Below are 17,945 nucleotides of genomic sequence, written 5' to 3' on the forward strand. Positions count from 1 at the left end.
ATTCGGTGACATGTTATCAATTACCGAATTAACTACGGCCTTGCCGACATCCGATACCAATAATCTGTACGCTGTTCGCTATAACGGATGCCGGGCCGTCTCGTGAGGCGCTGTGCTACTTCGCCGCCAGGGCCGGGTGCATCGGCGTCTCGTCCTGCATCGGCCCGCGGCGACGATACACCAGGGCTTCGGCGACGTGACGGCGCTGGATGGCGCCCGATTGCTCCAGATCGGCAATAGTGCGGGCGAGGCGCAAGGTGCGCGTCCAGCCGCGGGCCGACAAGTTGGATTGCTGCGCCGCCTGGGTCAACAGGGCCTTAGCCGATGGGTCAAGGGCACAGATCTCTTCCAGGCCGGCACCATGGGCCGTGGCATTAAGCGCATTGCCCGGCGACAGGTCGAGGCGCTCGGCGCGCTCAGTTTGGAGTTTACGGGCAGCTTCGACGCGGGCGCGGACCTCCCTGGAGCCCTCGGCCGGCGGCGGCAGGGCCATATCCATGGCGGTGACCGGCGGGACGTCGATCTGCAGGTCGATACGGTCGATAAGCGGGCCGGAGACGCGGCCCTGGTAGTCCTTCATACAGCGCGGCGCCTTGCCGCATGCGCCTTTTCCGACGCCGCCATACCCGCACTTGCAAGGATTCATAGCCGTTACCAATTGCACGCGGGACGGGTATTTTATGTGGTGGTTGGCGCGGGCGACGACGATCTCGTTGGTTTCGAGCGGCTGGCGCAGCGAATCCAAGGCCTGGGGCGAGAATTCCGGCAGTTCGTCCAAAAAAAGCACGCCGTTGTGGGCCAGCGACATCTCGCCTGGCTTGGCGCGCGTGCCGCCGCCGGTTAGGGCGGCCATGGAGGCAGAATGATGCGGCGCACGAAACGGCCGTTCATTGGTCAGTTCGCCCTTGGCGATCAGGCCGGCCATCGACCAAATCTGCGAGGTCTCCAACAGTTCGCGGTTGTTGAGCGGCGGCAGGATGCCCGGCAGGCGCTGGGCCAGCATCGACTTGCCCGAACCCGGCGGGCCGACAAACAGCAGGTTATGGCCACCGGCGGCGGCGATTTCCAGCGCGCGTTTGGCGACCTCCTGGCCCTTGACCTCATTGAGATCCATGATCTTGGCAGGCACTGCCCGGTCGCCGCGTTTGGGCGCATCGAGAACGAAATGGCCCTTGAAGTGGTTGATCAGGGCGACCATCGACTTGGGCGCCAGGATGGGGACGTCACCCGCCCAGGCGGCTTCGGGCCCGTTGTCGTACGGGCAAATCAGGCCCATGCCGTAGCTGGACGCCGCAATGGCCGCGGGCAGGGAGCCGGCAACCGGGCCGATGCTTCCGTCCAGCCTCAGTTCGCCGATACAGACATATTTCGCCAGGGCGTCTTCGGGGATGATGCCCATCAGCACCATCAAGGCCAGGGCAATGGGCAGGTCGAAATGTGTGCCTTCCTTGGGCAGGTCGGCCGGCGACAGGTTGACCACGATGCGCTTGCCCGGCAGGGACAGGCCCAGGCCGGCGAAACAGCCGCGCACCCGTTCGCGGCTTTCGGCGACGGCCTTGTCACCCAGGCCGACGACCGAAAAGGCCATCTGTCCGGATGTTGTTACAACCTCGGCCTCGACACGCCGGGCCTCAGCCCCTTCGAAAGCGACGGTGGTGACGTGGGCGGGCATATCTGTTCCGTAAGATCGAGGTTTGGAATATCTAGGTCTGGGGTAGTATGTGGAATTATCCACAAGCTATAGCAGAGATTTAGACAAATCAAGAACAAATGTGGAACAAAGACGCATTGTGTTAAGTTAACCTAGGTAAATTTCCATAACGCCCGATAATTTAACAGATTTATGACTTTACCGCCGGCCAGGGTCAGGCGCGGGACGCCAGTTTCTCATCGATTCGATCCCACAGAATGACCCCGGCGTCGATGCCGTCGAAGGCCTTGAGCTGGACCGCCCCGGTCGGCGAGGTGACATTGATCTCGGTCAGGTAGTCACCGATGACGTCAATGCCCACAAACATAAGCTCTTTTTCCTTGAGCACCGGCTTGAGCCGTTCGCAGATCTCGCGGTCGCGCTCGGTCAGGACCAGAGGTTCGGCGCGGCCGCCAACGCGCAGGTTGGAACGCACGGCGCCCTCTTCCGGCACACGGTTGAGGCCGCCGACGATCTCGCCGTCGATCAGGATAATGCGCTTGTCGCCGGCGCTGACCGCCGGGATAAATTTCTGCAGGATGACGGGTTCGCGGCTGATATTGCCGAACAGCTCGACCAGGGAATCGAGATTGCGGTCGCCGGCCTTCAGCTTGATGATACCATTGCCGGCGGCGCCGTGCAGGGGCTTCAGGATACAGTCGCCATGGCGGCGGAAGAAGTCGTCGAGCGCCTCGTAGTCGGAGCTGATCAGGGTCGGTGGTTGCAGACCTTCGAAACGGGTAGCCAGCAGCTTTTCCGGCGCGTCGCGGACGCTTGTCGGGTTGTTGACGACATAGGTCTTCGGATGCAGGGTTTCGAGGAAATAGGTCGCGGTAATATAGGCAATATCGAAGGGCGGGTCCTGACGCATCAGGATGACGTCGATATCGTCGGCCAGGTCGATCCTTTGGTAGTCGCCGGCCGTGACGTGGTCACCCTTGACGGGCCGGATCGTCACCTTGCGCCCGCGGGCAAAGACGCGCCCGTCCTCCATGCTGAGGTGGCGTGCTTCATAAACCCACAGTTCATGGCCGCGTGCCTGCGCCGCCATCATCAGCAGGAAGGTGGTGTCGGAGGCGATGTTGATCTTTTCGATCGGGTCCATCTGGACGGCGACGCGCAGGGCCATGGTGCGTTCCTTCGGTGTTGCGCTTCATATGGGCGATAGGACGGGGCTGGCAAGCTTTGCCGTCAAAAACGTTCGATTTTCTCAAACGCGTTGAGGCTGTGGCGGGGCCAGCGACCGGGCGCCAGAGTATAGAGATCGATCGACAGATCGAGCTTGCGCAAGGCCGGGCGGCTCTGTTGCAGGGCCAGGCCGGCCTGCCACAGGCGGTCCTGCTGGACGGTCGAGACCGATTCGACGGCATTTTCGTGCAGCTGGCGCTGCTTGACCTCGACCACGACGAGGCGGGTGCCTTTGCGGGCCAGGATATCGATCTCGCCCTGCGGCGTTTTCAGGCGAAACCCCAGGATGCGATAGCCTTTCAGCATCAGGTGGATCAGGGCGATATATTCGGCGAACCGGCCGCGGTTGCGCGCTTTTCGTCCGCGATCCTGGCGGTTCGTCGATCGCTTCACCTGTCTTTACCTTTGAGCTCCAGCGCCTTCTGATAGATCAGCTTACGCGGCAGGCCGAAGACGCCGGCCAGTTGCTGGGCGGCATCGGACGGCGAATAGTGTTCCAGGGCCAGGCGCAGGGCGTCCTCGAGATTGTCGGCGGACGGTGCGGCCTCGGTTGGTGGCGCGACGACGATGACGATCTCACCCTTAGGTTCGGCGAGGGCTGGATCGCTGGTGAGCGTACTCAAGGTGCCACGATGGCCGGTTTCATACAGCTTGGTCAGTTCACGGCAGACACAGGCTTCGCGGTTGCCCAGGACGGCCAGCATGTCGCCCAGGGCGTCGTGCAGGCGCGGTCCGGTTTCGAAGAAAATCAATGTCGTCCGTGTACTGACGAATTCGGCAAGGAAGGTGTGGCGCGCTGCCGATTTGTTGGGCATGAAGCCGGCAAACAGGAAGCGGTCGGTCGGCAGGCCTGACAGGCACAAGGCGGCCAGCACGCTGGAGGCGCCGGGCAGGGGGTGGACCTTGGCGCCTGCCTCGACGGCCGCGCCGACGAGACGGAAGCCCGGATCGGAAATCAGCGGTGTGCCAGCGTCCGAGATCTGGGCGATGATCTGGCCTTCAGACAGGCGTTGCAGAATCTCTGGCATGACCTGAGGGCCGGCATGGTCGTCGTAACGAATCAGCTTTTTCTTGATGTCATAGGCGGAAAGCAGCTTGCCGGCGACGCGGGTGTCTTCGGCGAGGATGACATCGGCGGCGCGCAGTACGTCGAGCGCGCGCAGGGTGATGTCGCGCAGATTGCCGATCGGCGTCGCCACGATATAGAGGCCGGGGCTGACGGGACGGGGTGGCGGGGCGAAAAGGCTTTCCATCACGGCTGAGTAGCAGATTTGCGCCGCTTGACGAATGTTAAAAAGACTTGGTGATTAAGGTGGAATTGCCCCCTCCGTCGCCGACAAGCGGCGCCACCTCCCCCGAACGCCCTGCGGGCTACAGGGGAGGACTACCAAAAAGGGAAGCTGATCCTCTAAAGACGGACGGCCGATTGGACCGTGGCGATGCCGGGCAGGGCCGACAGGCGGTTGATCAGGTCTGACAGGGCATGGGCGTTCTTCACCTGGACGACCACATAGGCGTCGATCGGGCCGGTTACCGAATAGTATTGCGTGATTTCCGGCCAGTGGCGGAACTTGGCGACGACCGGAAAACACGGACGCTGGCTGAAGGTGATCGACAGCACCGCCCCCAAGCCGTCTTCGTTGATCGGCTCGGCAAGGACGGCACGATAACCAATGATGATCCTTTCGCGCTCCAGCCGGGCTATACGCGCCTGCACCGCCGTCCGCGATAGATTGACCGCCTGGGATAGCGCCGTCAGGGTCAGGCGCGCATTGCCCAGCAGAAGCGCGATCAGCTTCTCGTCGATTGCGTCGCGGCCACCGCCGATTTGCCGGTCATTCATGGGATATTCAGTCGTTTCGCAAGGCGGACCGGCGTCTTGTTCATGGAAGCCGACCCTTTCAAAACCTATGATCTGCGGTCACGGACAGGCTGTCAAGGCGGGTGAAAAATGCAGGATAGACGAGAAGCCCTGATCGTTATCGATATGCAGGCCGGGTTCGACGATCCGCGCTGGGGACGACGCAACAATCCCGATGCGGAAACCCATGGACGGCATGTGCTGGACCTGTGGCGGTCAAGCGGGCGCCAGGTAATCATTGTACGCCACGATTCGCTGACTCCGGCGTCGCCCCTGTTTCCGGGCGCGGCGGGCAACGCCCTGAAACCCGGTTTCGCGCCGCGTGACGGAGACTGGTTGATCGCCAAGTCGGTCAACAGCGCCTTTATCGGCACGGATCTGGAGGCGCGATTGCACGCCGCCGGCATCACGGCCGTGACCATTTTCGGAATCACCACTGACCAGTGCGTATCGACCACGGTTCGCATGGCCAGCAATCTCGGCTTTGAGACGACGCTGATCGAAGATGCCTGCGCCTGTTTCGGACAGATATCACCCGAAGTTCATCCGGTGAGCGCCGAGATCATCCATCTGGCCCACGTCACCACCTTACATACCGAATTTGCCCAGGTCGTGAAGGCTTGCGACCTGGTGACCGCCTAGGAGGCTATCATGCGTCGAATTTTTGCCGCGACCGCCATTGCTGTTGTCCTGTGTACGCCGGCGTTCGCGCAGGACAAGGTCAGGCCCGGCGACGACTTCTATCGTTATGCCAATGGTGACTGGCTGAACGCTACGTCCCTGCCCGAAGGTGCGTCGAGCTACGGTACGACCGCCATGCTGATCGCCCAGAACAAGCTGCGCGTTCGCGACCTCATCGTGGGCAGCCAAGATTCCAGGATCAGCGACTACTATGCCAGCCAGATGGACGTCGAGGGCATCGAGGCCAAGGGCTTGACGCCCCTGGCCTCGGACCTCGCCTCAATCGATGCCATCGGCGATCGTCGTGCCTTGTCAGCATGGCTGGGTCGTGCCATGCGGCTGGACGACGGCACCAACAGCCAGACCGATGGTCTGTTCGGCCTGTGGGTCCATCAAAATTTCCACGATCCGGACCATTATGCAGCGCATCTGGTGCAGGGCGGACTTGGGCTGGACCGCGACGCCTATGGCGACGCTTCGGCGCGCGAGACCTATCGCGCGCATATAGCCGCCGTGCTGAAACTGGCGGGCTTGAGTGATTCGGACGCGCGGGCCGCCAGCGTCATCACCTTGGAAGCCGAGATAGCCAAGGCGCATGCCTCGGCTGAAGACGCCGCCGATGTCGTCAAGACCGACAACAGCTGGCATCGCGGCGATTTAGCCGTCAAGGCACCCGGCATGGACTGGGACGCGTGGCTTATGGGTGCCGGTCTCGACCAGCGGGACAATTTCGTTGTCTGGCAACCCTCGGCCGTTATCGGATCATCGGCCCTGGTCGCCAGCCAGCCGCTGGCGACGTGGAAGGATTATCTCACCTTTCACCTGATCGAACATTATGCCGCCGTGCTGCCGAAAGCCTTTGGTGCTCAATCGGCGGATCGCCAGGCCCAGGCCATCGCCGCCACTAACGGCGCCCTGGGCGAGGCGGTGGGGCAGCTCTATGTCGCGCGCTATTATCCGCCTGCGTTCAAGGCGGCCGCAGCTAGCATGGCGGAAAACCTGCGCCTGAGCTTCCGCGCCCATATCGATAATGCGGCCTGGATGTCGCCACAGGCCAGGGTCGCGGCGCTGGCCAAGCTTGAGACACTTACAACCGGGGTTGGCTATCCCGATCAGTGGACGGACTATTCTGCGTTCAAGGTGGTGCGCGGTGACGCCTATGGCAATCTGCGCCGCGCCGAAGCCTTCGCCTACGACCAAAGCCTGGTCAAGCTCGGGCGGCCGGTCGATATCGGCGAGTGGGCGCTGTTGCCGCAATCGGTCGGCGCCATCCTCAATTTCAGCCCCAATTCGTTGCAGTTTTCGGCGGGTGTGCTGCAGCCGCCCTATTTCGATCCCGAGGGTGATCTCGCGTCCAATTACGGCTCGGCCGGCGCCGGCATGGCGCATGAACTCAGCCATACCTTCGACGAACTGGGCAGGCTCTATGACGCCCAGGGAAGGCTTGGGGACTGGTGGACGGCGGACGACGAGGTGCGATTCCACGCCATGGCCGCGCCTCTGGTGGCGCAATACAACGCCTATTGTCCACAATCCGGACTGTGCCTCAACGGGAAGCAGGTCGAGGGCGAAAGCGTTGGTGATCTTGTCGGGCTACAGGTGGCACATGACGCCTATCTGCGGGCATTAGGCGGCAAGCCGGATGTGGTCATCAACGGCCTGACCGGCGAGCAGCGCTTCTTTCTGGCCTTTGCCCAGCGTTGGCGCAAGGTGCAGAGCGAAGCGGCGCTGCGTCAGCAGATCGCCACCGACACGCATGCCCCGGGCGAATACCGTGCCGATACAGTGCGCAATGTCGATGCCTGGTACGACGCTTTCGGCATCAAGCCGGGTGACAAGCTCTATCTGAAGCCTGAGGATCGTGTGCGCCTGTGGTAAGGATGCAAGCCTAGTGGCAGAGGTCTTGAGTTGACAGGCCCAGCGATTCGACAAGAGCGCGGAGCGCATTCCAGTCTTCCTCGACCCATGTCTTTTCTGACTGTTTGATCGGCAGGGCGCCCGCATTGTGACAGCACAGGCAGATGTTGATTTCCCCGATCTTTTTACCGGTGGCATCTCGATAGACGAAAAAGTGGTGGGGTTCGTAGCACTCGGCAAGTTCCCGCACCGGGTCTCCCTGTATGACCGTGACCTTCTGAAAAGCCGCTTCGAACTGCACGCGTTGTTCGGCTGTAAGGCGGACTGGTGGCACAGGCGGATTGGCCGGGATCTTGTATTTATAGTTCTTATCGAGGGTGGGTTCCGGGTCGGTGTAGACTTCGATATAGGCGGCGTTCGGATAAAATGCGACGGCGCTCTTTTCCACCTTGATCTCCGCAGGCTGCTTGGGACGAGTGTCGCAGGCCGCCAGGAAACACAAGCCCGCCATGGCCAGGCCTAAAATCACTTTCAGCATCGATAAATCCCCCTGTGTTCATGGGACGCTACGCCAGATTGCTTTGCCCTGCAACGGCGGGTGCGGAGATGGTGCACGAGCTCAGCTACCCCCTCGACTAAGTGGGCAGGCATTCTGGGGGGCGGTTGGCGGAGGAGACGCGATTCCACACTGTAGTGTGTGCCGAGAAGCAAAAACGCCGCCCTGTTGCCAGGACGGCGTCATTGTCCGAATTACAGCCGCAGTTTAGAACTTGCGGACGTAGGCGACTTGATAGGCGTTTACGTTGCCGTCATCACCGAAGTTGTAGCGGGTGAAATCGGCGCGGACGCCGTTCTTGCCACCCTTCGGGAAGTAGCGCACGCCGACGCCGTAGGCAGCGCCCGAGTAGTCCAGCGAAACCGAGTGACCAGCCGTCGAGCCGGAAACCTGCATCTGGGTGTAACCCAGGCGCGCGGTGAAATCGGTGTTGGCCGAAATCGGCCAGGTGCCGACCAGGTAAGCCGTGGCGTTGTGATCGAGCTTTACGTCGATGTCGTAGCCGCCGTAGGAGATGGTCTTCTTGGTGGCGCCGAAGGCGCCTTCGGCTTCCACAGCGAAGGTCTTGTTGATCTGAATGCCGCCGCTGAGGCTAATGGCCGAAAAGGTCATGTCGTCGCCGAAATCGACGTAGGCGCCGCCGACGCCGACGTACGGCTTGCCGCCTTCGGCATGGGCTGAAGCGGTGAAGGCCATAGCGGCCACGGCGATAGCGGAGATGATCGTGGTCTTGAACATAGTCGTTCCCCTCGAAAGTATAACCTCACGATTTGAGGCAAGGCGGGGTAAACCAGAGTCATTTGCTGAGGTCAATCAAAGCGGTACAAGATAACCGTGGTATATTTCGGGTGTGACATATTTGGACCAGCTAGTGTTGCGATATCGACATAAGTGCTTGAACCACAGGGTAAGGCTGATAGACTTGACGCAGAAACGACGGATAACCCATGGCCGATACTTTCGATATGGACGATGTCGCCCAGTGGCGACGGCAGATTCACGCGTTGCCGGAACTGGGTTTCGAGGAGGTCGCAACCTCAGCCCTGGTCGCAGAGAAACTGCGTGGCTTCGGAATTGAAACCCATACCGGCTGGGCCAAGACCGGCGTTGTCGGTGTGTTGCACGGGCGACGCGGCGCCGGACGGGTGATCGGGCTGCGCGCCGACATGGACGCTTTGCCGATGCAGGAGATGAACCGCTTCGGTCACGCCTCGACCGTGAAGGGTCGCATGCACGCCTGTGGGCACGACGGCCATACGGCTATGCTGCTTGGGGCGGCGCGGGCCCTGGCGGCCGATGCGGATTTTGCCGGGACGGTGGTCTTTATCTTCCAGCCGGCCGAAGAGGCGCTGGGCGGGGCCAATATGATGATCGCGGAGGGGCTGTTTGACCGCTTCGGCATCGAGGAGGTCTACGGCCTGCACAACTGGCCGCAGTTGCCGGCCGGGACGATCGGCGTGCATGACGGGCCGGTCATGGCGTCGTGCGATTTCTTCCGTATAGAGATTACCGGCCACGGCGGTCATGCCGCCATGCCGCATCTGTTTATCGATCCGGTCGTGGCAGCCGCCCAGATCGTGGTGGCCCTGCAGACCATCGTCAGTCGCAACGCACCGGCCCAGGAGGCGGTCGTAGTGTCGGTGACCCAGATTCATGGTGGCAGCGCCGACAATGTCATTCCACAGTCGGCCGAGTTGCGTGGCACCGTGCGGACCTTTTCGCCGCAGACGCGCGATATGGCCGAGCGGCGCATGGGTGAGATTGCGCGTGGGATCGGTACGGCCATGGGGGTCGATATCGAATACCGCTACCGGCGCGCCTTTCCATCGACCATCAATACGCGCCAGGAGGCGGGTTTCGCGGCGGCGGCGGCGGCGAAAGTCGTCGGTGCGGACAAGGTGCTGCGTCATGAGGCGCCATCGATGACCGCCGAGGACTTCGCCTTCATGCTGGAAGCCCGGCCCGGTTGCTATATCTGGCTGGGCCAGGGGCAGGGCGAAGGCACCTGCATGCTGCACAGTCCGAACTATGATTTCCGCGATGAGGTGATTCCGCTGGGTGTCGCCTATTGGACAGCGCTGGTGCGGGAACGGCTAGGCCAGTAGCTCCATCAACAGCCGGTCCAGCACAACTCGGCCTTTCGGTGTGGCGCGCAAGTGTGTAGGGGTCAGATCAAGGAAGCCGTCTTCGATCAGCGGGGCGGCCTTTGTGGTCAGGTCAAGCTGAGTGATTCGTTTAATCGCGACCCCTTCGGCCATACGCAGGCCCAGCATAACGGCCTCTTCCTCGGCTTCGACAAGGGTGAGGGATTCGCTGTCGTGGCCGCTACCCGTTTCGGCGACTCGGGCTGTGTAGGCTTTCAGGTCGGACAGGGCGGTGGTGGCGCTGCGAGTGCCATCCAGCGTCAGGCGACCATGGGCACCCGGACCTATGCCGATATAGTCGACGCCACGCCAAATATGGACATTGTGCATCGCGCGCGCTGTCTCGCCACGGGCATGGTTGGAGATTTCGTAAGCTTCGAAACCCAGGATCTCAAGCGTCGACTGGGTTTCGAAATAGAAGGCCTCGGCCAGGTCCTGATCTGGCGGTGACCAGCGGCCGCGTTTGACGGCGCGGCCAAACGGGGTGATCGATTCGATGGTCAGCTGATAGGGCGATATATGCTCTATACCCAGGGCAGCGGCCTGTGTCAGTTCGGTACGCCAGTCGCCGACGGTCTGGTTGGGGCGGGCATAGATCAGGTCGAGCGACACCCGTCCGAACACGGATTGTGCCGTTTCGATGCCAGTAATGGCTTCGCGGGCGGAATGATTGCGGCCGAGGAATTTCAGCGCGTCGTCGTCAAGCGACTGCACACCCAACGACAGGCGGTTGATGCCGGCATCGCGAAAACCCCGATAGCGCGCGATTTCTGCGTCGGTCGGATTGGCTTCGAGCGTAATTTCGACATCGTCGCAGGGAAACAGGGTTTTGGCGGTGGCAATCAGTTCGGCGACCCAATCCGGCGGCAGCAATGACGGCGTGCCGCCACCGAAAAAGATGCTGGCCAGGCGGCGTGGACCGGTAATCTCCGTATGACTTTTCAGGTCGGTCAGAATGGCGTCAAACAGGACGCGCTGGCTCGCCTGGCCGCGATCCCGGGTGACGTTGAAATCGCAATAGGGGCAGATGCGCGCGCAATAGGGCCAGTGGACATAGAGGCTGACCAGGTCCGGGGTCAAAACAGGGCGGCCCGGAGCTGTTCGAAGGCCAGGTGGCGGTGGCTGATGGCGTGTTTGGCGGTCGGGTCCATCTCGGCGAAGGTGATGTTGTAGCCATCGGGCTGAAAGATCGGGTCATAGCCGAAACCACGGTCGCCGCGGCGGGGGAACACGATCTGGCCGTGGACGACTCCTTCGAAGACTGTGGCGTGGCCGCCCGGCCAGGCGACAGCCAGGGCGCAGGTGAAGTGGGCATCCAGTGTGAAGGCGTTACCCAGGATTTCGCGCGCTTTACGCAGCTTGTGCTCGATGATCTCCATGGCCCGGTAGAAATCCTTGTCCGGTCCGGCCCAGCGGGCGCTGAAGATGCCCGGATCGCCATCGAGCGCCGCGATGCTGAGGCCCGAATCGTCGGCCAGGGCTGTCATACCGGCCGTCATGGCGGCGTGGCGGGCCTTGAGGATGGCGTTGCCGATAAAGCTGACCTCGGTTTCCGGCGGTTCCGGCAGGTCGAGGCTGGCGGCGGTCACGACATCGAAACGGCCGTCGAGCAGGTCGGAAATCTCGCGCGCCTTGCCGGGATTGTGGGTGGCGGCGATCAGCTTTTGACCGGGGATCAGGGAGAGGCTCATGGCGGGGTTTTAGACGGAACGGCGCAAATGAAAAGAGGGGCGTTGAGTTTTCATGCGAAAGTGCGAATAACAGCATCAGACGTGAGGATCAGGTTATGCGCTTTCTAGGGCCGAGTTCGATTTCCAGTTCGCTGAAGGCGGCGCTCGACGTCATCTATTACGGCCTGCATATCTTTATTATCGTCCTGGTCCTGGCAGCGGCATGTGTTTTGACCGTCCCCAATATTTCCCGGCAGGTGGTGCAGCTGATGAACATCACCACGGAAATGCGAGCCGGATCTCAGGCCCTGATGTTCGCCGCCCTGGCCGTTGAACTTGTCGGTTACCTGCTGATCGCGCGCTGGACCCGCCAGGTGTTTCGTACTCTGGTCGAGGCCAATGTCTTCCATCCCGATAATATCAGCCGGCTGCGCTGGATCGGGTCGGGCCTGGCTGGGGTGGAGGTTTTCGGCTATGTCCTGCGCACGGCGGCGGAGAGCCTGATGCATATCCATTTCGAAATCGACGGGCTGCGCGCGGCGACGACCTGGTTCGCGGTATTGGTGGTGTTTGTGATGGCCGAGGTGTTCAAGGAAGGCGCGCGCCTGCGCCATGAAGCGGACCTGACCATATGATTCGCCTGACACTCGCGGAACAGCTGGCGCGGCGGCGGCTGTCGATCGTCGAACTGTCCGATCGGACGGGAATATCGGTGCGTGATCTCGAGATCCTGCGCGACCAAAAGGCCATGGCGCTGCGGCTGAAGACGCTGGAGGCGCTGTGCAGGGTCTTGCAATGTACGCCAGGTGATTTGATCGAATACGACCTGGGCGAAGCTGATAGCAGTTGACCTCGCCCGAAGGGCAATAGTTAATGCTCGTCGAATATCGTTTCGCGACACAGGCGGCGATACCTTGAAAATATTCGTGTCAGCGGACTGGCGACGTGCATCGCTCTGGCACGTAAATCGAAATAAGGCCCTTCGGGCAAAAAAGCTTACCTCGGAGAGCGTTTAGCGGCCAAGCGCCTGGTTTTGCAGGGCGAACAATTCGGTCGTGCCCTTCAGCGCCAAGTCATACAGGGTGTCGAATTCCGTCCGTGAAAAGCCGCGCTTCTCGCCCGTGGCCTGGATCTCGACCGCCGTGCCCGTACCGGTAATGACGAAATTGGCGTCGGTCTCGGCGTTGGAATCTTCATCATAGTCGAGGTCGAGAACCGGCGTGCCTTCGAAGATGCCGCAGGATATGGCGGCGACCTGGTCGAGGATCGGTGATTTTTCGATCAGCTTGTCGGCGACCAGCTTGTTACAGGCCTGGCTGAGCGCCACCCAGGCGCCGGTGATCGACGCCGTACGCGTCCCACCGTCCGCCTGCAGCACGTCGCAGTCGAGCGTGATCTGGCGTTCGCCCAGGGTCTTCAGGTCGATAATGGCGCGCATGGAGCGGCCGATCAGCCGCTGGATTTCCTGGGTGCGGCCCGACTGCTTGCCGGCAGCGGCTTCGCGGCGCGAGCGGGTGTGGGTCGAACGCGGCAACATGCCATATTCCGCCGTCACCCAGCCCTGGCCCTTGCCCTTGAGAAAGGATGGCACGCCCTGTTCCAGGGACGCCGTCACCAGGACTCGCGTATGGCCGAAGGTGACCAGGCACGAGCCCTCGGCATAGCGAGTCACGCCGGTTTCCAGCGTCACGGCACGCAACTGATCGGCCTGGCGGTTGGAGGGACGGAAGGTCTTGAGCGCGGCAAGGGCGTCGAAGTGGGACATGAGGACCTCGTGAAGAATTCGAATTTGCCGTATAGCAAAGCAGGGCTTTGGCAACCGTTTTTCTATAACCACGAGTCCGAAAAGCTCATTGAGGCAATAAAGCATGCTTCGAGCGCGAAGCTCAGGCAAAAAGCTGACAGGACAATCGCGGTCAGGCGCCCGCCCTTGAGGCGAAAGACAAGATAGCCCAGCATCACACATTGCAGCACAAGAAATGACAGCAATACGGGGCTGGGGTCGTTCAATTTGCCGCGAAACAGACCTGCGGCACCAACGAAAATCTCACTCACGAAGACCGGGATCAAGAACCAGGCACTTCCCCAGGCTTTTTGTTTGATCATGAGGACAAGGCCGATGATCAGGCAAAGCGTGCCGGTTGCCGGAATCAGTGACAGCATGCCCGCGCCGGCAAGCTGGGAGGCCGCGCCGAAATACCAGGCCGGCAGGGCCAGCAACAACCATAGTGCGTTTCCCACCTAATGCCTACCCGCACCCGGTGTGTCTTCGGCGTGGGGCGGTGGCGTGCTGTAGCCCTTGATGGCGACCGTACAGTCGGGATTTCCGCAGACATAGTCCTGACCAGCATATGAGCCGGTAGTTTCGCCGTCCTTGAATACCTTATTTGCCGGCATGGCGTCAGGCGCATCGAACATGCCGCGCGACGACGAAGCCTCGGCGAAAACCGGAGTTGGCGCGGTAGCCGGGTCGTAGGCTTCCGGGCCCAGTTCAGCGCAGGCCGTAACCATCAGGCTCATCAGGCCGACGGCAAGGATGGTGAGTTTTTTAAATGACTCACCCGGCACCGAGGCGCCCCTGTTCCTGTTCGAGTGGACTCTCGGTGTTGTAAACCGGGGTCGTCACCTTGCAGTCGTCGTCGGCGCAGGCGAATCCGCGATGGTCATCGTCGTGCTTTTTCCAGTCGGTCACGCCATAGGCCGGCCGAATGACACCAGGCTTGCCGCCAACGCCGATCGGCTCGTCCGATGCCGCACGATGCACGGGCGCCGGTTGCGGTCCATAGGTTTGCGTTGCGGGCGTGTCGCGATTCAGGGCGATGGCGAGCAGGGAAACGGCGGCCAGGTCGAGCATGATAATCCTCTCAGAATGGCACGAGGACACCGCCAATTTGTGGCGATTTGAAGACAGGCTTGGCGTTGTCCGGCAAGCTTTGCTAGACTGGTGACGCGATGCCTGATTATCCGCCCCATTCCCTTAACGGCCTGATGAGTTCCGGCGCTTCCCTGAGCGAGCTGGATAGCCGTGCCCGCGATATTTTCCGCCATGTCGTAGAGACCTATCTGGAAACCGGCGAGCCCGTGGGCTCGCGGACCGTGTCGAAGAATGGCGTGCACCTTTCGCCGGCGTCGATCCGCAATACAATGCAGGACCTGGCGCATCTGGGCCTGCTGTCGGCGCCGCATACGTCGAGCGGACGGATGCCGACGCATCGCGGCCTGCGCCTGTTTGTCGACGGTTTGCTGGAAATCGGCGACGTCAGCGAGCAGGACAAGCGCGATATCGAAGCCAGGCTCACCGGCAGGGGCAAAAGTTTCGACCACGCCCTGCGCGAAGCCGGCAACCTGCTGTCGGGCCTGGCCGGCGGGGCGGGGCTGGTAACCACGCCGTCGCTGGAGGCCGGGGTCAAGCATGTCGAATTCGTCGCCCTGTCGACGGAACAGACCCTGGCCGTCCTGGTGTTCGACGATGGGCGGGTCGAAAACCGCCTGATGCCGCTGCAGGCCGGCATGACGCCGTCGGTGCTGAGCGAGGCGTCGAACTATCTCAATGCCCGGCTGAAGGGGCGGACCCTGGGCGAGGCCAGGGTCGAGCTGAAGACCGAACTGGATCAGGAACGGCAGAAGCTGGACGAGGCAGCGGCCGCTCTGATCGAGGCCGGCCTAGCGGCCTGGTCGGGCGGACGCGACGAGAAACGCGCCCTGATCGTACGCGGCCAGGCCAATCTCTTGCAGGCGTCGGAGCTCGACGATCTTGAGCGTGTGCGGTCGCTGTTCGAGGATCTGGAACAGAAGGAAGAGCTGATCGACCTGCTCGACGACGTCAGCGGCGCCCAAGGCGTGCGAATTTTCATCGGATCGGAGTCGAAACTGTTTTCTTTGTCGGGCTCGGCTGTTATTGCAGCGCCGTACATGGTGAGTCCCCGGACGGGCGGACCCAAGGTCATGGGTGCGATCGGCGTGATCGGCCCGGCCCGGTTGAATTACGCCCGGATCATCCCACTTGTGGACTACACCGCCAAACTTCTGGGCCGCATGCTCGACTAGAGACGCGCCCACCTAATTGACGAGACGAAATGATGAGTGACGAAAGCGAAATCCCCGAAGGTGCTGTCGAGGGTGATGTTAATGACAGCCTGAAGGCCGCGTTCGACAAGCTGTCGGACGAAAATGCCGCGTTGAAGGAACAGGCGCTGCGCTATGCCGCCGAAGCCGAAAACACCAAGCGGCGCGCCGAACGCGAAATGAACGACGCCCGCGCCTTTGCTATCCAGCGCTTTGCCAAGGACCTGTTCGGTGTCGCCGATACGCTGAACCGTGCCCTGTCATCGACGGGCGAGGTTGCCGATCCGGCGTTCAAGAACTTTGTCGCCGGCATCGACATGACTGAAAAGGAACTGGCCGGCGCCTTCGAACGCAATGGCATCAAGAAGATCACGCCGGTCAGGGGCGACAAGTTTGATCCGCATCTGCACCAGGCGGTGATGGAACAGCCGGCAACAGATGTCGACGGCGGTTGCGTGCTGATGGTCATGCAGGCCGGTTATGAACTGTTCGGCCGTGTCATGCGCCCGGCCATGGTCGCCGTGTCGGCCAAGACGGCGGCGGCTCCGGCCGCACCGGCGAAAAACGGCTATGACCACGGCGAAGGCGAGCCAGCCGGGGAAAATATCGATACCCAGGCGGAGTAATCTTCCTTACCAATTTGTAATGGCCCTCCGGACCCGGTTCGGAGGGCTTTTTGTTGACCTGATCCGTCTCATCCGTAACAGTCTCCGCCGTAGAACGAAATGAACTTAGGAAGAATCGTCATTTCGTTCTAACTTTTGTTTTGTCGCGCAATTTAACCGAAAAGTGGTATCCACTTTAACGGATTGCGCTTCGGTAGCTTACGGGGCGGTCATGTCGCTTTTCAAATCGTTTGCCGCCAGCATGGCGTTGCTGGCCGTCGCGTCGCCTGCCTTTGCCGGTTCCGACCCATGGGTGGTGAAACCCGAATGGGTGGCGGCGCATGAAGCTTTTCTGGCGTCGGATGCCCTGCGCGGACGCGGCAGTGCTACGCCTGACGAGGCCATTGCGGCTTCCTATGTCGCCGCCCAGTTCCAGGCCTATGGTGTCAAGCCGGCGCCGGGCATGACCGGCTACCTGCAAACAGCCACCGTTATCAAGCCGCGCCTGGGCGGAAACGCCCGGTTGTCGAGTGGGGCCATCGAATTGCAGGAAGGCACCGGCTTTACGATGTTTGTCGCCAACGCCAAGGCGCACAGTGGCCTCCTGGCCATTGCCACCGGCGACGACCCGGCCAATATGCCGCAGGGCGACGTTATCGTTGTCGCCAATCCCGGCAAGGCTTCGACGCGGGCGTGGACGCGGGCCGCGAAGGAAAAAGGCGCCAGGCTGGTGATCTTCGTCGAAAGCGAGGCGACCAAGGCCTTATGGGAAGCGATCGGCGGCGCTACCCGCGTACAGAACTATCTCGAGGAAAAGCCACCGGTCATGGCCGGGGCCGATGTCGCGGTCATTTCCGCAGGCGGGCTGGCGCCACTACAGGCGGCCGCCGGCGCGACCGTCACCTTCGATCCGGGCGAGGTCGCCTTTACGCGCAATGTCACGACCAATGCCATAGGCTGGCTGGAAGGCAGCGATCCGTCGGCCGGGGTTATCCTGATCACGTCCCATCTCGACCATCTGGGGGTGAAGCCGGACGGTACGATCATGCACGGGGCCAATGACGATGCCTCGGGCACGGTCGCGGTGTTGGAAATCGCCCACGCTCTGGCGGCCCGCGAAAAGCCTCGGCGCAGTGTGCTGTTCGTCGCCTACGGGTCGGAGGAGCTGGGCGGGCTGGGTTCGACCTATTTCGGTGAGCATCCGCCTGTGCCGCTGGAAGAGATCGTGGCCAATCTCGAATTCGAGATGATCGGGGCGCAGGATCCGAAGATGGCGGCGGGCCAACTTATGATGACCGGCTTCGATCGTTCGGACCTGGGCGAAACCCTGCGAGCGCGAGGGGCGGCCGTGGCGCCCGACCTGTATCCCGACCAGCACTTCTTCGAACGGTCGGACAACTATTCCCTGGCCCTGAAAGGGATCGTCGCCCACACTATCTCGGGCTGGGCGGTGACGCCGACCTATCACGATCCGTCAGACGATATCGCCCATATCGACGTGCCGTTCATGACGTCAGCGATTCAGTCGCTGATCGAGCCGGTGCGATGGCTGGCCGAGGGCGATTTCAAACCGCAGTGGAAAGAGGGTGGACGGCCGAAGTAACACCAACCACCGATGATAATGGCTC

General features: G+C 61.7%; 21 protein-coding genes. 8 read left to right on the top strand and 13 right to left on the bottom strand.

Going from position 1 to position 17,945, the window contains the following annotated elements:
- Positions 1-115: 115 nt before the first annotated feature.
- The 5 genes from AC1DXO_RS05210 to AC1DXO_RS05230 form a co-directional block, all read right to left on the bottom strand.
- Positions 116-1,672: a YifB family Mg chelatase-like AAA ATPase gene (locus AC1DXO_RS05210; protein ID WP_476977035.1), complete on the bottom strand. Its 1,557-nt coding sequence runs from the start codon at positions 1,670-1,672 to the stop codon at positions 116-118.
- A gap of 193 nt (positions 1,673-1,865) precedes the next feature.
- Positions 1,866-2,819, bottom strand: a complete 954-nt coding sequence (gshB, locus tag AC1DXO_RS05215) for a glutathione synthase (protein WP_476977036.1) — start codon at positions 2,817-2,819, stop codon at positions 1,866-1,868.
- A 62-nt stretch (positions 2,820-2,881) separates the two neighbouring features.
- Positions 2,882-3,271 (bottom strand): YraN family protein, encoded by a 390-nt coding sequence (locus tag AC1DXO_RS05220; protein WP_476977037.1) that lies wholly within the window; start codon positions 3,269-3,271, stop codon positions 2,882-2,884.
- On the bottom strand, positions 3,268-4,131 hold the full coding sequence (gene rsmI / locus AC1DXO_RS05225) for a 16S rRNA (cytidine(1402)-2'-O)-methyltransferase (protein ID WP_476977228.1): 864 nt from the start codon (positions 4,129-4,131) through the stop codon (positions 3,268-3,270). Before rsmI ends, AC1DXO_RS05220 begins: the two co-directional genes overlap by 4 nt.
- A gap of 155 nt (positions 4,132-4,286) precedes the next feature.
- Positions 4,287-4,721 carry an Lrp/AsnC family transcriptional regulator gene (locus AC1DXO_RS05230; protein WP_476977038.1) on the bottom strand — a complete coding sequence of 145 codons (435 nt, stop codon included), beginning with the start codon at positions 4,719-4,721 and terminating at the stop codon, positions 4,287-4,289.
- 108 nt (positions 4,722-4,829) lie between these two features.
- Here AC1DXO_RS05230 and AC1DXO_RS05235 point away from each other — a divergent pair, with 108 nt between their 5' ends.
- The gene (locus AC1DXO_RS05235) at positions 4,830-5,381 is read left to right on the top strand and encodes a cysteine hydrolase family protein (RefSeq protein ID WP_476977039.1); all 552 of its coding nucleotides are present in this window, start codon (positions 4,830-4,832) and stop codon (positions 5,379-5,381) included.
- 9 nt (positions 5,382-5,390) lie between these two features.
- The gene (locus tag AC1DXO_RS05240; protein WP_476977040.1) at positions 5,391-7,298 is read left to right on the top strand and encodes a M13 family metallopeptidase; all 1,908 of its coding nucleotides are present in this window, start codon (positions 5,391-5,393) and stop codon (positions 7,296-7,298) included.
- A 10-nt stretch (positions 7,299-7,308) separates the two neighbouring features.
- On the opposite strand, the gene AC1DXO_RS05245 is transcribed toward AC1DXO_RS05240, so the two are convergent.
- Positions 7,309-7,815, bottom strand: coding sequence for a hypothetical protein (locus AC1DXO_RS05245; RefSeq protein WP_476977041.1), 507 nt, complete (start codon positions 7,813-7,815; stop codon positions 7,309-7,311).
- 225 nt (positions 7,816-8,040) lie between these two features.
- The gene (locus AC1DXO_RS05250; RefSeq protein WP_476977042.1) at positions 8,041-8,571 is read right to left on the bottom strand and encodes a porin family protein; all 531 of its coding nucleotides are present in this window, start codon (positions 8,569-8,571) and stop codon (positions 8,041-8,043) included.
- A gap of 209 nt (positions 8,572-8,780) precedes the next feature.
- Between AC1DXO_RS05250 and AC1DXO_RS05255 the strand changes: the two genes are divergently transcribed.
- Entirely contained in the window at positions 8,781-9,938 is a 1,158-nt protein-coding gene (locus AC1DXO_RS05255) for a M20 aminoacylase family protein (RefSeq protein ID WP_476977043.1), read from the top strand.
- On the opposite strand, the gene hemW is transcribed toward AC1DXO_RS05255, so the two are convergent.
- A complete protein-coding gene (gene hemW, locus AC1DXO_RS05260) occupies positions 9,927-11,057 on the bottom strand; it encodes a radical SAM family heme chaperone HemW (protein WP_476977044.1) in 1,131 nt (376 codons plus the stop codon). The two genes, AC1DXO_RS05255 and hemW, sit on opposite strands and share 12 nt — an antisense overlap.
- Entirely contained in the window at positions 11,054-11,668 is a 615-nt protein-coding gene (gene rdgB, locus AC1DXO_RS05265; RefSeq protein WP_476977045.1) for an RdgB/HAM1 family non-canonical purine NTP pyrophosphatase, read from the bottom strand. Before rdgB ends, hemW begins: the two co-directional genes overlap by 4 nt.
- 95 nt (positions 11,669-11,763) lie before the next feature.
- Between rdgB and AC1DXO_RS05270 the strand changes: the two genes are divergently transcribed.
- Both AC1DXO_RS05270 and AC1DXO_RS05275 read left to right on the top strand, forming a co-directional pair.
- Positions 11,764-12,282, top strand: coding sequence for a DUF2975 domain-containing protein (locus AC1DXO_RS05270; protein ID WP_476977046.1), 519 nt, complete (start codon positions 11,764-11,766; stop codon positions 12,280-12,282).
- Positions 12,279-12,497 (top strand): helix-turn-helix domain-containing protein, encoded by a 219-nt coding sequence (locus AC1DXO_RS05275; RefSeq protein WP_476977047.1) that lies wholly within the window; start codon positions 12,279-12,281, stop codon positions 12,495-12,497. The genes AC1DXO_RS05270 and AC1DXO_RS05275 overlap by 4 nt, the downstream gene beginning before the upstream one ends.
- Positions 12,498-12,659: 162 nt before the next feature.
- Here AC1DXO_RS05275 and rph read toward each other — a convergent pair whose 3' ends face one another.
- The 4 genes from rph to AC1DXO_RS05295 all read right to left on the bottom strand — a co-directional run bounded on the left by rph (position 12,660) and on the right by AC1DXO_RS05295 (position 14,501).
- Entirely contained in the window at positions 12,660-13,412 is a 753-nt protein-coding gene (gene rph, locus AC1DXO_RS05280) for a ribonuclease PH (RefSeq protein WP_476977048.1), read from the bottom strand.
- 62 nt (positions 13,413-13,474) lie between these two features.
- Positions 13,475-13,870: a hypothetical protein gene (locus tag AC1DXO_RS05285; RefSeq protein WP_476977049.1), complete on the bottom strand. Its 396-nt coding sequence runs from the start codon at positions 13,868-13,870 to the stop codon at positions 13,475-13,477.
- An 18-nt stretch (positions 13,871-13,888) separates the two neighbouring features.
- Positions 13,889-14,215, bottom strand: coding sequence for a hypothetical protein (locus AC1DXO_RS05290; protein ID WP_476977050.1), 327 nt, complete (start codon positions 14,213-14,215; stop codon positions 13,889-13,891).
- Entirely contained in the window at positions 14,205-14,501 is a 297-nt protein-coding gene (locus AC1DXO_RS05295; RefSeq protein ID WP_476977051.1) for a hypothetical protein, read from the bottom strand. The genes AC1DXO_RS05290 and AC1DXO_RS05295 overlap by 11 nt, the downstream gene beginning before the upstream one ends.
- Before the next feature lie 98 nt (positions 14,502-14,599).
- Between AC1DXO_RS05295 and hrcA the strand changes: the two genes are divergently transcribed.
- From hrcA to AC1DXO_RS05310, 3 genes are all read left to right on the top strand, one after another.
- On the top strand, positions 14,600-15,694 hold the full coding sequence (gene hrcA / locus AC1DXO_RS05300) for a heat-inducible transcriptional repressor HrcA (RefSeq protein ID WP_476977052.1): 1,095 nt from the start codon (positions 14,600-14,602) through the stop codon (positions 15,692-15,694).
- A 32-nt stretch (positions 15,695-15,726) separates the two neighbouring features.
- Positions 15,727-16,338: a nucleotide exchange factor GrpE gene (grpE, locus tag AC1DXO_RS05305; protein WP_476977053.1), complete on the top strand. Its 612-nt coding sequence runs from the start codon at positions 15,727-15,729 to the stop codon at positions 16,336-16,338.
- A 211-nt stretch (positions 16,339-16,549) separates the two neighbouring features.
- Positions 16,550-17,920, top strand: a complete 1,371-nt coding sequence (locus tag AC1DXO_RS05310) for a M28 family metallopeptidase (protein WP_476977054.1) — start codon at positions 16,550-16,552, stop codon at positions 17,918-17,920.
- The last annotated feature ends 25 nt before the right edge of the window (positions 17,921-17,945 follow it).

It is taken from the genome of Asticcacaulis sp. P2_C5 (assembly GCF_056404555.1).